General features: G+C 62.8%; 15 protein-coding genes. 8 read left to right on the top strand and 7 right to left on the bottom strand.

Features of this window, described 5'->3' with window-relative positions; translation table 11 throughout:
* Window positions 1-8 precede the first annotated feature (8 nt).
* The 3 genes from mdtN to B9Z01_RS00785 form a co-directional block, all read right to left on the bottom strand.
* Complete coding sequence (gene mdtN, locus B9Z01_RS00775; protein ID WP_085480362.1) at window positions 9-1,067, bottom strand: multidrug transporter subunit MdtN; 1,059 nt, start codon at window positions 1,065-1,067, stop codon at window positions 9-11.
* Window positions 1,068-1,086: 19 nt separating this feature from the next.
* Entirely contained in the window at window positions 1,087-1,371 is a 285-nt protein-coding gene (locus B9Z01_RS00780; RefSeq protein WP_244195893.1) for a YtcA family lipoprotein, read from the bottom strand.
* A 269-nt stretch (window positions 1,372-1,640) separates the two neighbouring features.
* A complete protein-coding gene (locus tag B9Z01_RS00785; protein ID WP_244195894.1) occupies window positions 1,641-3,044 on the bottom strand; it encodes a sensor histidine kinase in 1,404 nt (467 codons plus the stop codon).
* A 514-nt stretch (window positions 3,045-3,558) separates the two neighbouring features.
* On the opposite strand from B9Z01_RS00785, the gene poxB reads away from it, so the two are divergent.
* Window positions 3,559-5,280 carry a ubiquinone-dependent pyruvate dehydrogenase gene (poxB, locus tag B9Z01_RS00790; protein ID WP_085480364.1) on the top strand — a complete coding sequence of 574 codons (1,722 nt, stop codon included), beginning with the start codon at window positions 3,559-3,561 and terminating at the stop codon, window positions 5,278-5,280.
* Window positions 5,281-5,329: 49 nt separating this feature from the next.
* A complete protein-coding gene (locus B9Z01_RS00795) occupies window positions 5,330-6,622 on the top strand; it encodes an MFS transporter (RefSeq protein WP_085480365.1) in 1,293 nt (430 codons plus the stop codon).
* A gap of 73 nt (window positions 6,623-6,695) precedes the next feature.
* Here B9Z01_RS00795 and B9Z01_RS00800 read toward each other — a convergent pair whose 3' ends face one another.
* The 4 genes from B9Z01_RS00800 to B9Z01_RS00815 form a co-directional block, all read right to left on the bottom strand.
* The gene (locus B9Z01_RS00800; RefSeq protein ID WP_085480366.1) at window positions 6,696-7,334 is read right to left on the bottom strand and encodes a response regulator transcription factor; all 639 of its coding nucleotides are present in this window, start codon (window positions 7,332-7,334) and stop codon (window positions 6,696-6,698) included.
* A 147-nt stretch (window positions 7,335-7,481) separates the two neighbouring features.
* Window positions 7,482-7,799 (bottom strand): YnfA family protein, encoded by a 318-nt coding sequence (locus tag B9Z01_RS00805; RefSeq protein ID WP_085480367.1) that lies wholly within the window; start codon window positions 7,797-7,799, stop codon window positions 7,482-7,484.
* 35 nt (window positions 7,800-7,834) lie between these two features.
* Entirely contained in the window at window positions 7,835-8,152 is a 318-nt protein-coding gene (locus B9Z01_RS00810; RefSeq protein WP_085480368.1) for a CcdB family protein, read from the bottom strand.
* Window positions 8,152-8,394 (bottom strand): type II toxin-antitoxin system CcdA family antitoxin, encoded by a 243-nt coding sequence (locus tag B9Z01_RS00815; RefSeq protein WP_085480369.1) that lies wholly within the window; start codon window positions 8,392-8,394, stop codon window positions 8,152-8,154. Before B9Z01_RS00815 ends, B9Z01_RS00810 begins: the two co-directional genes overlap by 1 nt.
* Before the next feature lie 224 nt (window positions 8,395-8,618).
* On the opposite strand from B9Z01_RS00815, the gene B9Z01_RS00820 reads away from it, so the two are divergent.
* The 6 genes from B9Z01_RS00820 (at window position 8,619) to B9Z01_RS00845 (ending at window position 14,160) form a co-directional block, all read left to right on the top strand.
* Window positions 8,619-9,596 carry a LysR family transcriptional regulator gene (locus tag B9Z01_RS00820; protein ID WP_085480370.1) on the top strand — a complete coding sequence of 326 codons (978 nt, stop codon included), beginning with the start codon at window positions 8,619-8,621 and terminating at the stop codon, window positions 9,594-9,596.
* Window positions 9,596-11,065: an NAD(P)-binding domain-containing protein gene (locus B9Z01_RS00825; RefSeq protein ID WP_085480371.1), complete on the top strand. Its 1,470-nt coding sequence runs from the start codon at window positions 9,596-9,598 to the stop codon at window positions 11,063-11,065. Before B9Z01_RS00820 ends, B9Z01_RS00825 begins: the two co-directional genes overlap by 1 nt.
* Window positions 11,066-11,145: 80 nt before the next feature.
* Window positions 11,146-11,670 (top strand): CMD domain-containing protein, encoded by a 525-nt coding sequence (locus B9Z01_RS00830; protein WP_085480372.1) that lies wholly within the window; start codon window positions 11,146-11,148, stop codon window positions 11,668-11,670.
* Entirely contained in the window at window positions 11,667-12,266 is a 600-nt protein-coding gene (locus tag B9Z01_RS00835) for a peroxidase-related enzyme (RefSeq protein WP_085480373.1), read from the top strand. Before B9Z01_RS00830 ends, B9Z01_RS00835 begins: the two co-directional genes overlap by 4 nt.
* A 46-nt stretch (window positions 12,267-12,312) precedes the next feature.
* Complete coding sequence (locus tag B9Z01_RS00840) at window positions 12,313-13,617, top strand: MFS transporter (RefSeq protein WP_085480374.1); 1,305 nt, start codon at window positions 12,313-12,315, stop codon at window positions 13,615-13,617.
* A gap of 117 nt (window positions 13,618-13,734) precedes the next feature.
* Entirely contained in the window at window positions 13,735-14,160 is a 426-nt protein-coding gene (locus B9Z01_RS00845) for a DUF3293 domain-containing protein (protein WP_085480375.1), read from the top strand.
* The last annotated feature ends 34 nt before the right edge of the window (window positions 14,161-14,194 follow it).

Here is a 14,194-nt window from a genome sequence, read left to right on the forward strand (position 1 = left end):
GGCGCCTCTCAATGGCGCTCGCCGTCGTTGCCGCGCCCGGGTTCCAGCACGGCGACCGCCGACGTTCCCACGCGAAACAGCTCCGGGTTCGGATGATCGACGCGGATCTTCACCGGGAAGCGCTGCGCGACATGGACCCAGTTGAGCGTGCGTTGAATGCGCGGCAATCCGCCAGGCAACGCAAGGCCGGCTTCATCGGACGCGATACCGTAGCTGATCGAATCGACGCTGCCCTGGAAGCGCTGGCTGGTATCGCTCATCAGATAGACCGTGGCGGGCGTGCCCGCCCTGACGCCCTTGAGTTCGGTCTCGCGAAAGTTCGCCACGACATACCAGTGGCGCGTGTCGATCAGCGTAAAGACCGGTTTGAGCGCCGTTGCAAACTGACCTGTCGATGTCTTCAGGGACACGACGCGTCCGTCGAACGGCGCGCGTACCGTCGCAAACTCGAGGTTCAGTTCGGCAATCGCGATCTCCGCCATGATGACGGCTCGTTGCGCGACCAGCGCGTCGACGCCGCTCACCGCCGCTGCCGCCTGCTGCGCCTGCAGTTGCGCGGCGCTGAGTTCGGCCTGGGTGGCGCGTTGCGCGGTGCGCGCACGGTCGACGTCCTCCGCCGACACATAGCCATGCGACAGCAACGGCTCCATGCGGTGCAGCGTGTCGGACGCCTGACTGGCCGCGGCGCGCGCTCGCTCGACGGCCGCCCGCACCGACTGCGCGTTGTATTGCTGCGCATTGACCGTGCGCTGGGTCAGCTCGATCTGGCGGTCGAGTGCGACGAGCGACGCGTTGCTGCGCGCCAGCGCTTCCTGATACGGACGCGGATCGATCCGGAACAGCAGATCACCCTGCTTCACCGCCTGATTGTCGCGCACGGCCAGCTCGACGATGCGGCCGCTGACTTCGGGCACGACGTCGATCGTATCCGCGTAGACATAGGCGTCGTCGGTGCGCGGCGCGCGGTCCAGCTGGCGAATGACGAATAGCACCAGCAACAGCGTCACCACCACCAGGACGATGACCGGCCATGCTTTCTTCTTTGTCGTGCTGGGAGTCGTCGCCATTGCATTAGCCGGAGGAGATTCAATGCTGGAACAGCATCAACCAGACAGCGAGTGAAAGGAAAGTGACAAGCGCGGGGTACGCCACCGCTGCAGGCCGGATCAGATGGCTGGCCTGCAAACGCCCGAGAATCAGATGAATGATGATCGTAAGCACGACTCCCGCGACGATACAGAACAGCCAGTCGGGAAAGTACGCGCCGAGCACGCCAATCGATGGCGCGTTCGTGCATCCCGACATCAGGATCGCGGCAGTCACCGCCATGCCGATTGCACGCTGTGAGCATCGGCCTCTGGCGAGCAGCATGTGTCGTTTCAAAGTCGTCTCTGTGGCTCGAATCAATATCACACCTTGCAGATACGCCGGGAGACCGCAGGCGTGGCGGTGCCTCACATTAACGCCAGAAAAAGGTACCCCGCATCACATGAATATGGAATGTCGCTGCAAGAAACTGTGACGTAAAATCGCGCGGACCTCGTGGCCGCGCGGTGCTGTCTCGACGGATTGCCGCGCTGCGCCTTTCCGCAGAGGATAGTTTTCCATAGGCGCTCCCGCCGGCGCATTCCGGCGTCACGTCAGCGGGCGCCCCTCGTCGTGTTTGAGCTTTCGATCGGCAGGCTGAAGCTGAACGTGATGCCGCGGACCTCATTGCGCACGGCCCAGATGCGACCGGCGTGTGCTTCGACGATCGTCCGGCAGATCGAAAGCCCGATGCCCATGCCCGCCTGTTTCGTGGTGAAGAAGGGTTCGAATATCTTCCCGAAGTCGGCAATTCCCGTACCTCGATCTTCGACATCGATCACCACGCTTTCCCCGTCGCGTCGCGAGCGGATCAATAGCAGCTTCGGCCGTTCCGTGGTGGCTGCCAATGCCTCGATCGCGTTGCGGACGAGATTGACGAGCACCTGCTGGATCTGCACCGCGTCGGCCCGGATTTTCGGCACGTCTTCGGCTAGCGTCGTTTCGAGCGAAACCGCATTTCGCTGGATATCGTCAGCCATCAGTGTGCACACCTGAAGAATCAGTTTGTTGATGTCGAGGTCGATCATTTCAGGATCTGTATGCTTGAAAAGTGCCCGAATGCGGCTGACCACGTCCGATGCGGCATTGCCGTCCCGCACGATATTCGCGGCGGAAAGCCGGGCTTCGTCCAGGTTGGGCGGCTCGGCCGACAGCCAGCGCAGGCAAGCCTGCCCATGCGCGACGACCGCCTGCAGCGGCTGGTTGATCTCATGAGCGATTGAAGCGGACAATTCGGTGGCCGCTGCGATCCGCGATGCCTGGGCAAGCTTGTCCTGCGCGTCGCGCAAGGTCTCCGCCAGTTTCGCGGTGTCGTCGATGTCGACGTCGAGGCCGAAGAATTGCATCACGCGCGGGTTGGCGGCTTCTCCACCGCTTTGCTCGCGCGCGGAATCGGCTTCGAATCTGGATAGCAGGTGCTGCTTGCTCGACAACTCGTCGAGTAGCTGGAGAAGTTCGCGCCGGACGCTCTCGGGCCGACGGGTGCTGTCCTCGACTGCGATGCCCGAATGGGGCCGCCGGAGCAGATGATGATGGTCGGCCCGATAAGTGCGGGCAATGATCTGGGCGATCAGATCGAAGTAGTCGAAAAGGAATAGCGAGACGTCGAACAGCAACTCTCGGGTGAGCCTTCCGTCCAGCTCACCGAGTGCGATGTACGCGCTCCAGATTTCCCGCAGGCCGTAGCGCAACGCCTGCAACAGGCTCGTCAGCGGCACGCGCTGATGCTCGCGTCTTTGCGCGATTTCGCGGAAGACAGCCATATCCCGGGCCGATGGCGGTTCGCCCGACAAAAGCATCTCGAACCACACCTTGGCTGACAGAGCGATCGAATCCTCGACGTCCTGCATGGCAGGAGGCGGAAGCAATCTGTAGCCGTCGAGCGACTTCAGTGTCTCGAGTGCGCGTTCGACGACAAGCGACAGATCTGCTGCGAGAGATGCGGTCTTTTCCCGCAAATCGCTGCTGATCCTGGGTACGTTGGCTAACACGGTAATTTATCTGAAAGTATCGGGCGCACGGATTCGATCGACGAACGGGCCGGCGCTGTAAGTGCGACTGCTGCTCGTCGGTTGGTCCGCGCACTTGCGGTGCAGTGCGGGTCGATGCAGATCGATGCAGATCGATGCGTCGGTCGAGCCTCTGGATGAGTTGGGCGAATCAGCTCAATTCCCATCCGTTGCACGCATGGTCTCGCGGGGCGTCGTGGCACGGCATCCCCCTTTCGGGGGACAGGCGACGCGAGCGATGGGGGATAGGCAGCCGTCACACCCAACCGGAAGTCCAGGGTTTCTCTGTGCGGTAACTGAAAGGTGCGGGTGATTGCAGATTCATGTAATAGCCGCCCTGCGGCCCGCCGCCTACTATCGGGAATCCGGCACGTCTCCAATCCCAATACGAACATGTGGAGCGATCGTGTCTCCCTGAGCAGGCATCCAATCCGTAGTCTTTTTCAACCTATGGAGATGTGAAATGGCGACGATAGCGGCCGACTACATGGTTAGCGCTTTGGTAAATGCCGGAGTCAAGCGCGTGTTCGGGGTAGTGGGCGATTCACTCAATGGCTTCACGGACTCCTTGCGCCGGGACGGTTCGATTGAATGGGTTCACATGCGGCATGAGGAAAGCGCGGCGTTCGCCGCCGGCGCCGAGGCTCATCTGACGGGTCAACTCGCAGTCTGCTGCGGAAGCTGCGGCCCGGGCAATCTGCACCTGATCAACGGCTTGTTCGATTGCCATCGGAGTGGCGTTCCTGTTCTCGCTATCGCCGCGCATATCCCGAGCACGGAAATCGGCATCGACTATTTTCAGGCGACCCACCCTGAAATCGTGTTCAAGGAATGTAGTCACTACGTCGAACTCGTCAGTAATCCAGATCAACTCCCGCAAATCCTGGGCCGTGCGATGCGGACGGCGGTTGCGCGCAAAGGCGTCGCCGTGGTCGTCATACCCGGAAATGTGGCACTCGGCGCTCTCAGCAAACCGGTGCCGAACTGGAGCGTGCCTTCCGCGCCGGTGATTCACCCATCGAACGACGACGTCGCGAAACTCGCACGCCTGCTGAACCAGTCGTCGCGAGTGACGTTGCTTTGCGGAGCCGGCTGCCGGGATTCCCATACGGAAGTCGTGGAACTTGCCCGCAAGCTGCAGGCGCCGATCGTGCACTCCCTGCGAGGAAAGGAGTACATCGAGTACGACAACCCGTTCGATGTGGGCATGACGGGTCTGGTCGGATTCGCCTCCGGCTATTCGGCGATGAAGAGCTGCGACATGCTGCTGATGTTGGGCACCGACTTCCCTTATCGTCAGTTCTATCCGGAGAAGGTGACCATCGCGCAGGTCGATACGAGAGCCGAAGCGCTCGGCAACCGATGTCCGCTGGAACTCGGCGTGTTGGGCACAGTCAAGGATACGCTCAAGGAACTTCTTCCAATGATTCAGGAAAAAGCGGACGGCAACTTCCTGAGTCGCGCACTCGACGATTACCGCAAGGCTCGCCGGAGTCTGGATGCGCTCGCAGAGCCGGAAGCAGGCAGCAGCACCATCCATCCGCAGTACGTGACCCGGCTCGTCAGCGAACTCGCCAACGACGATGCCATCTTCTCCTGCGACGTCGGCACTCCCATCGCATGGACGGCGAGATACCTGAAGATGAACGGCAAACGACGACTGGTCGGTTCGTTCAATCATGGCTCGATGGCCAATTCGCTGTTGCACTCGATCGGCGCGCAGGCCGCTTTCAGGGGCCGGCAAGTGATTTCGATGTCGGGTGACGGCGGCTTCACCATGATGATGGGCGAGTTCGTGACACTGATTCAAACGGGTCTGCCGGTCAAAGTCGTCGTGCTCAACAATGGCACGCTGGGCTTCGTGGAAATGGAAATGAAGGCCAGTGGATTCGTCGATACGGGATGCGACCTGAAAAATCCGAACTTCGCCGCAATGGCCAATGCGATGGGAATCAAAGGCGTGCGCGTCGAGCACCCCGCGGAACTGGAAGGAGCGCTACGCGAAGCATTCGCTCATCCGGGTCCGGCTCTCGTCGACGTAGTGAGCGCGCGTCAGGAGCTCGTCATGCCTCCCGTGACCACCGCTGACCAGGCCTATCACTTTGGGCTGTTTACGCTGCGTGCCGTCATGGACGGTCGAGGCCAGCAGCTCATCGATCTCGCCAAGGTCAATCTGTTCCGGTAGTGCGCTCCGAAGAGGGAGGGACCGTTATCCAGACAATGGAGATCGAGCCATGTCCAGCAAAGCCGCGACCCCCGTAAATATTTCGTCAGACCGCGAGCCCATACACATGGGCTTCGTCATTGCCTGGCTTTTCTGTGCGGCGTTCTACTTCATGCAGTACATGCTGCGCTCCGCGCCGGGCGTGATGATTCCCGAGTTGAGTACGGCGTTCGCCCGCGATGCGTTGGGTGTGGGCGCACTCGTCGGCCTCTACTACTACACCTATGCGCTGTTCTCCATCGTTTGCGGTGCGATGCTCGACCGGTTCGGTGGCAAGGCCGTCATTCCAGCCGGCATCGTTCTCGTTGCAGCGGGTGCGGCGCTATTCGGTCTGGGCAGCGTGGAGGCCGCGCAGATCGGCCGCCTGTTGCAAGGTGCGGGTTCGGCATGCGGGTTCATCGGCGCGGTATATCTCGCCACGCACGGCTTTCCGCCGCGTTCGCTCGCGACGGCAGTCGGCTTCACCCAGTGCTTCGGCATGCTGGGCGGCTCCGCGGGTCAGTTCGCGGTTGCGCCGCTGATTCACGGCCTCATCACGTGGCAGCAGTTCTGGTGGCTGTCCGGCCTCGTCATCTTTGTGATCGCCGTGCTGGTGCTCGTCGCGACGCCGGCAGCCCATGACGACAGCCCAGCCAGCCGGGGCTCATGGCTGAAGATGTTCGCACCGTACAAGGAAGTGCTGTCCAACCCGCAGTCGTATCTTTGCGGCTTTTGCGCTGGCCTGCTGTTCCTGCCGACTACGGTGGGCGACATGATCTGGGGCATTCCCTTCCTGCGCAACGGTCTCGAAGCCAGCTATACGCAAGCCGTCAATCGCGCGAGCATGGTGCCGCTCGGCTGGGTGATCGGCTGCCCGCTGTTGGGCTACCTGTCCGACCGGCTGGGCCGCCGCAAGCCGGTATTGATCGCGGGCGCACTGCTGATGCTGGTGTCGGCTGCGGGCATCTTCTATCTGCCGGCCGGTGTGGCGCCACACTACGTGCTCGGCCTGCTGCTCGGCATCGGCTCCGGTGCGGCCATGCTGCCGTACACGATCATCAAGGAAGTCAATCCGGACAATGTGAAGGGCAGCGCCAGCGGCGCGATCAATTTCCTGGTGTTCACCTTCAGCGCACTGCTCACGCCCGTGTACGGCAAGCTGCTCGCCCATCTCGCGAACGGCGGGGCGATGAACCTGCCGGTGTTTCGTGCAGCCGGATCGTGGCTGCTCGGTGGCATCGTGCTCGCGGTGGTGCTTGCGATGTTCATGCGCGAAACCGGACCACGCGGACCACGCGGACCGCGCGCACGCGCGAACGCGTGAGGCGGTACATCCGGGCAGCCAGATTCTCAGGAGACTCCAGCTCATGGAGCCTCTCAAAGGTTTAACGCTGGCTTCAGGCTTCGAACGTGGTGGTCGGCGAGGTGTCGAGTTGCAGCTTTTCTGCCTGCCGCACGAGCGTGGCAAATGAATCCGCCTGCATCTTTCTCATGATATGGCCGCGATGCACCTGCACCGTGTATTCAGTGATGCCTAGCATCGCCGCCACCTGCTTGTTGAGCAGACCGCGTGCGAGCAACGGCAACAGCTCCTGCTCACGCGGCGTCAGCGATTGATAGAGCGCCTGGAGCGCCGCCGCATCCTGCACCTGTCTGCGAAGAACGTGCGCCTTCGCGAGGGCCGCGTCCACGGTGCGCATCAGCGCGTCTTCATTGACGGGCTTCGTGAGAAAGTCCACCGCCCCGCCCTTCATCGCCAGCACGACGGACGGTACATCAGCCCGTCCTGTAATGAAAATGACGGGAATCGTGGCGTCCGTGCCGACAAGCTTCTGCACTTCCAGCCCATTCATCTCCGGCATGCTCATATCGAGGATCAGACAGGCAACGGCATTTCGACGCGGCGTGTCCAGAAACGCTTCACCGGAACTGAAAGCTTGCACGTCTTTGCCGTTTGCGCGCAGCAGCGTCGAGAGCGCTTCTCGCACCCGCCTGTCGTCGTCGACTACATAGACCAGTTCGTTTGCGGATTCCATGGAACCTTCTGAGGTTTAGGGCCGCTCCACGATTGATTCACTGAATGTGCGTCTCGCGCGGACGTGCCGAGCAAAAATTATAGTCGCCGGAATTGTCCGCCGGTGATCTGCTCCAGAAATCCTGGGCAGAAATGAGTGTGAGTATTATCAGCCTGGCTGAAAGGCGATGATCGCCATTCCTGCGAGCGCCAGCGCAACCCCCGCGCAGTCCCATCCGTTGGGCCGGATTCCTTCGACAAGCCAAAGCCAAACCAGAGCTACGCCGATATAGACGCCACCGTAAGCCGCGTAGACTCGCCCGGCAGCAGACGGGTGCAGCGTAAGCAGCCAGGCAAAGACAGCAAGTGAGATCCCAGCGGGGATCAGTAGCCACGCACTGCGGCCCTCTCTGAGCCAAAGATAGGGCAGATAGCAGCCGACGATCTCGGCTACCGCCGTCGCAACATAAAGAAGGAATGTTTTCATTCTCGTGGTAGCGCAAAAAGGAGCGCGTCCTGCGATCAGTAGTCGCCCAGCAGACGATCAAGCGCTGCGGTCATCCGATCCCGGTGCTCCCGTAGTGAACCGGTCTTCGGACCAAGCTCGCTGAGCGGGACGGACACAATGAACGCCGGGTGCATGATGCATTGGGTGCCGCCGATTTCGAATGAAGGTGTGAAGTCCGCAGGAAGCTCCCCCTGCGGAAACGAGTCAGCCCGGATCAGCGGTATGACGACCCGGGACGTCAATCCCTCGAGCAAGTCGCTTTGCACGTCGACAAGGTACGGCGTGTTCACCTTGCTTTTGCTGTTATTGGCATAAACGTCGAATCGCGCCATTAAAACACCCGGTATTCAGCGAGTGGAAGCCCGTTCTTTTCGATCCATTCGTTCGTGTTCCTGATGAACTCCGCGTTCTCCTGTGCCCAACGACGACCTTCTTCCGTCCTGATCGCCTCCCTCAATGCCTGCTCACAGGTGCGGGAAAAGTTGATGCCCAGCTCTCTCGCCCGTTCATAGACGTCGACGGGCAACGTGACGTTTGTCGCCTTGCGTGCCCCGGCTGTCGCTGCTCGTGCCATGTTGAATCCTCCATGCGGATATTTATGCGCATATTAATCAACATGATAACCCACATTGGAGTGTGTTTCCCGTTACGCGCCGCGGCATGCCTTCCGACCAGGGCAAACCCCTTCTTCCAATATCCCGGAATAACGATATAAACATCAATTATTTGGTAAACACATTCTATACGCCTGAGAATGTGAAATTCGCATTCTCAGGCGCCACGACACCAGCCCGAAAGATGGAACTCCGCCAGCTCGAAGCCTTCGCCGCAGTGATCACGACCGGTAGCGTCACAGCCGCCGGCCGCCTGCTGGGGCGCTCGCAGCCCGCCATCACGCGGCTGATCCAGGAACTCGAAACCGAGGTCGGCTATCCGCTGTTCGCACGCAACGGCCCGCGCGTCACGCCGACCGAGCAAGGCATCCTGCTCTATGAGGACGTCGAGCACGTGCTGGCAGGCTTGCAGCAGATCCGTAAGCGCGCCGACGCGATTGCGCGCGGCGAAAGCCGGCCGCTGCGCATTGCCGCGACCTCCGCCCTCGCCGCCGGCCTCGTGCCCGCCGCGCTCGCGCACACCCGTCTTGCCTCCGCCGCGCAGACCATCCAGCTGCGCAGCGTGCCGCCCGAGCAGGTCGTGCACGCCGTACTCACCGGCGCGGCCGACATCGGCGTGGCGAGCCTGCCGCTTGAACACCGCGGCGTGGTCGTGCACTGGATCGGGCAATCCGCGTGCGTTGCGGCGCTGCGCGACGACGATCCGCTCGCGCGCCATGACCGGCTGCCGCTGTCGGCCTGCGAGGGCCGGCGCATCGTCACGATGCAGAACCCCTACCGCCTGCGCCGCCGGCTCGACCACGCGTTCGCGCAGGCGGACGTCACGCCTGCCGGCCTGATCGAAACGAATTCGTCGATGAACGCGCTCACCATGGTTCGCGCCGGTCTCGGCATCTCGGTGCTCGAACCGGTCACGGCCTACGGCATGCCGCTCATCGACGTCGCGATTCGCCCGATCGACGCCGACATTCCGTATTTCTTCGGCGTGATCTCGCGCGATGCCATCGCGCTGCCGCCCGTGGCCGCAACGCTCATCGACGCGCTCGCCGACGCAGCCCGTGCCGTGCTCCCCGATTTCGCGTTGCGCGCGAGCGCCGAGCACGCCCAAGTCCTGCAGTCGCTGTATGGCGATCTGCCCGCCGCCAAGGAATCTTTGCCGTAATGAATCCGATCACCCCATCGTCTGCGGGTCTCGCCGCGCTCGAAGCCCGTCTGCGCGAGGATCTCGCGTGGCTCGAACTGCCGGCGAAGCGCTGGATACCCGAACGCACCCACGACGGCCGCCCCGTTATCAGCGTCGCGATCGTGGGCGGCGGCATGGCCGGGCTCGCGGTGTCCGCCGCGCTCAACCATCTCGGCATCGACACCGTCATCTACGACGAGTCGCCGCGCGGCTTCGAAGGCCCGTGGGCGACCACGGCGCGCATGGAAACACTACGTTCTCCGAAGCAGCTCACCGGCCCCGCGCTCGGCCTGCCCTCGCTCACGTTCCGCGCGTGGTTCGAAGCGCAGTTCGGCGCGCAGGCGTGGGACGCGCTCGACAAGATCCCGCGCCTGCAATGGATGGACTATCTGCGCTGGTATCGCGACGTGCTCGATATCGACGTGCGCAACGAACACCGGGTCACCGCGATCACGCCACGCGCGGACGGCAGCGTCGCGCTGTCGGTCGCGAGCGCCACCGGCAGCGAGACCGTCCATGCGCGCCACGTGGTTCTCGCGACGGGCCGCGACGGCCTGGGTGGCCCGTCCGTGCCCGCATTCGTGCGTGATCTGCCGCGCCGCTTCTATGCCCACTCGTCCGATGTGATGGACTACGGCACGCTGCGCGGCAAGCGCGTCGGCGTCATCGGCGCGGGGGCGTCGGCGATGGACAGCGCAGCGACCGCGCTCGAAGCGGGCGCGGCCTCGGTCGATCTGCTGATCCGCCGCACGGACATCCCGCGCATCAACAAGGGCAAGGGCGCCGGCAATCCTGGCCTCACGCACGGTCATGTCGCGCTGTCCGATGACTGGAAGTGGCAGATCCGCCACTACATCAACGTGCAACAGGTGCCGCCGCCGCGCGGCAGCACGCTGCGCGTATCGGGCCACGCCAACGCGCGATTCAACCTCGGTGCGCCGATCACCGGTATCGAGCCCGTGGATAACGAACTGTTCGTCAGTACGCCGAAAGGTGTCTTCGCACTGGACTTCCTGGTGTTCGCAACGGGCTTCCGGACCGATCTGGCAAGCCGCTCCGAATTCGCGCCGTTCGCACGCCACGTTCGCGCCTGGAAAGACCGCTACGCGCCGCCCGCGGGCGACGACGACATCGAGCTTGCCGATTCGCCCGACCTCGGACCGGTCTTCGAGTTCCAGGAAAAGACGCCCGGGGCGTGTCCCGGGCTCGAACGCATCCACTGCTTTTGCGCGCCCGCCACGCTCTCGCACGGCGCGCTGTCGGGCGACATCCCGGCCGTCAGCGAAGGCGCGAAGCGGCTCGCCCAAGGACTTGCCGCGACGTTCTATCGTGAAGATGTCGAATTGCATTACGCCAACATGGCGGCCTTCGCCGAGCCGGAAGTCGAAGGAGACGAATGGACGCCCGCGCCACCGCCCCCGGCACTCGCCGAGCGCGAAGCGAAATGAGCGCGTGATGCGTGCAGCGCGAACACGAGCCGGGGCAAAAGCATGCGGCCCCGGCCATCTGGAGTTTTCCGGAGTTGACCATGACATACGACACTAACCACGACATCATTGACCACGTTGCGGGCCTCGCGCCCAATTCGGCCACTCATGCATTGCGGCACCAGCGTGCCAAAGTCGTGGAAGCGACCCAGGGCAGCTACGACGCGCTGTTCGATCCCGCGCTCGACGGCCTCACGCTTGCCGAGCGGTTGCTCGTCGCACTCTACGCGAGCCGCCTCGCGCCCTCACCCACGCTCGCCGCCCACTACCGCGCCGAACTGGCCGCGCACGACGTCGATGCGGCGACGCTCGCCATCGTGGAAACCGGGGCGCCCGAGAATCTCTCCGCGCCTCGCCTGCGCGCGATCCTCACGTTCACTCGCACGCTGATCGAAAATCCGGTCGCGGGCGACAAGGCCGCGCTGCAGACGCTGCCCGCCGCCGGACTGACGACGCCCGCCGTCGCTGCGCTTGCACAGCTGATTGCCTTTCTGTCGTACCAGACGCGCCTCGTCGCGGGTCTGCAAGCCCTAAAGCAACTGAAGCAACTGGAGCGCGCATCATGACCGACATCATCCGTTCGCACGGCTTCACGAACGAATCGCTGGAATGGGCCGCGTGGCTCGACGTTGTCGACCTCGACCATGCCAGCGCCGAACAGATCGCCGTTCTCGAGGAGAGTCACCCCAAGGCAAAAGTGTCGGACTACTACCGGTTTCTCGTCCATCAGCCTGAAATCCTGCGGCAGCGCTCCGCCGCGTTCAACGCGATCATGTACGCGCCCGGCGGCCTGCCGCGCGCGGAACGGGAACTCTCGACCACCGTCGTTTCGCGGCTCAACGGCTGTGTGTATTGCGCGTCGGTGCACGCCCAGCGTTTCGAGCAGCTTGCCAAACGCAACGATGTCATCCGGCAGGTGTTCGCCGATCCGCACAGCGCCGGCACGACAGAGCGCGAACAGGCGATCGCGCGCTTCTCGGCCGCGCTGACCGAGTGCCCGGACGAAATCAGTGCGGACCATTTGCATGCATTGCGCGAGGCCGGTCTGACGGATGCCGAAATGCTCGACCTGATCCATTCGATCGCCATTTTCGCGTGGGCAAACCGGCTGATGCTCAATCTCGGCGAACCCGTGTTTCCCGAGCAGACGCCCGCCGCCTGACCGAACCATGCTGGACAGTCCTTCAACCAATACCCGGGGATAGCCGATGGGCACTCAAGCTGGCATCAAACCTGTCATCGTGGCCGCCGTGCTGGCCAATGCGATGGAGTGGTTCGATTTCACGATCTTCGCAGCGATGACGCCGATCATCAGCAAGCTGTTCTTTCCGGCCGCGCAGGGCGCCACGGGCGCGGATCTGAATGCGATCCTGCTGACCACGGCCCTGTTCGGCGCGGGGTTCTTCATGCGGCCCGTGGGCGGCGTGCTGCTCGGCCTCTACGGCGACACCTATGGCCGCAAGGCGGCTATGACGCTCGGCATGGGCATCATGGCGCTGGCCGCCGCGATCATGACCTTCTCGCCGACCTATGCCACGGCCGGTCTCGCCGCGCCACTCCTGATGCTCATGGCCCGGCTGCTGCAAGGTTTCTCGATAGGCGGCGAGTTCGGCACGTCGACCGCGTTCCTGATCGAACTGGCCCCGCCGAATCGCTCCGGCTTCTACGGATCGTGGCAGATGAGCGGGCAACTCATGTCGACGATGCTCGGCGCCGCGCTCGGTATGGTGGTCACGCAGGCGTTCACGCCCGAGCAGCAGCTCGCGGGCGCATGGCGCATCCCGTTCGCGGTAGGCCTGCTCATCGCGCCGCTGACCATTTATCTGCGCCGCCACGCGAGCGAAACCTATGCGCGCATCCACGCAACGCCGCTAACCCTCGCGGCGGAAGCGGCCACCGTCAAGCGCGGACTGTCCGACTATCTGATCGGCATGGGCATGGTGGTGGCGAGCACCGTTTCGTTCTACGTCACGTTCGGCTACACCGTCACTTACGCGAAGCAGGTTCTCAAGCTCCCCGTAGCGGAAAGCTTCATGGTGCAAATGATCGCGGCCATCGTCATGCTGATCGTCACGCCGATCGCGGGGGCGCTATCGGATCGTCACGACCGCAAGACAATGCTGATCGTCTCGCTGGGCGCCTACCTGGTTGCGATCTATCCGCTTTATGCGTGGGTCGTAGCCGCGCCGTCCGTCCCCCGGCTCCTCGTCACGCAGATCGTGATCGGCGTGCTGAGCGCCACCTTCCTTGGCGTTTATTGCACGACGCTTGCCGAGATGTTCCCCAAGCGTTCGCGCGCGACGTCGCTCGCCGTGGTCAATAATGTCGTTGTCCTGATCTTCGGCGGCTTTGCGCAGACTTTCGTGACCTGGCTCATCGCACTCACGGGCTCGCCGCTGGCGCCGGTGCTCTATGTGATGATCGGCGTCGCGCTCGGTCTCGTGGCCGTCGTTGCGCTGAAGCCGGGCCATTTCAGGCAGCGCAGCGCGAACGCCGCGCAGAGCGCCGGATGATGCAGCGGGGTCTCGACAATCGTATCTGCAGGAAAGGTCGACCTGCAGAACGATGTCGCGCGCCGGCATGGCCGGCGCGGTTGCGCCTCGCGCCCTGATCTTTTCACACCACACATCATGACCGCGCACTCGAACATCGATCCGGCTACGATCAAGGCCTATCGTGAAACAAACTACTGTGTCGAAGGCGACATGCCGATCACGTTGCAGGTCGACCAGAAGAACGACGCCCTCTCTACCCTGCACAAAGCCATGGGTGTCGAGTCGAGTGTCTTTATTACCGCATGGAATCCATACAGCCGGAAGTGCGACGACGAAACCAACGCTGGACTACAGAAGAAGCTGATCGACGAGTTGACCACACGAGGTCTGCGCTTCGTCAACGGAGTCGGTCGTCACCCGGCAAGCGACTGGGCTGAACCCAGCTTTCTGGTCCTCGGAATTTCACTCGAAGCTGCAAAACGACTTGGAAAGCAGTACGAGCAGAACGCAATCGTCTGGTGCGGTGTGGACGCAGTGCCGCAGCTGGTGCTGTTGCGATAGCCAAGGTTGCCCAGCAGGAATTTTCAGCCGAATT

The sequence above is a fragment of the Paraburkholderia susongensis genome, assembly GCF_900177725.1.
In the GTDB taxonomy this organism is placed as follows: domain Bacteria; phylum Pseudomonadota; class Gammaproteobacteria; order Burkholderiales; family Burkholderiaceae; genus Paraburkholderia; species Paraburkholderia susongensis.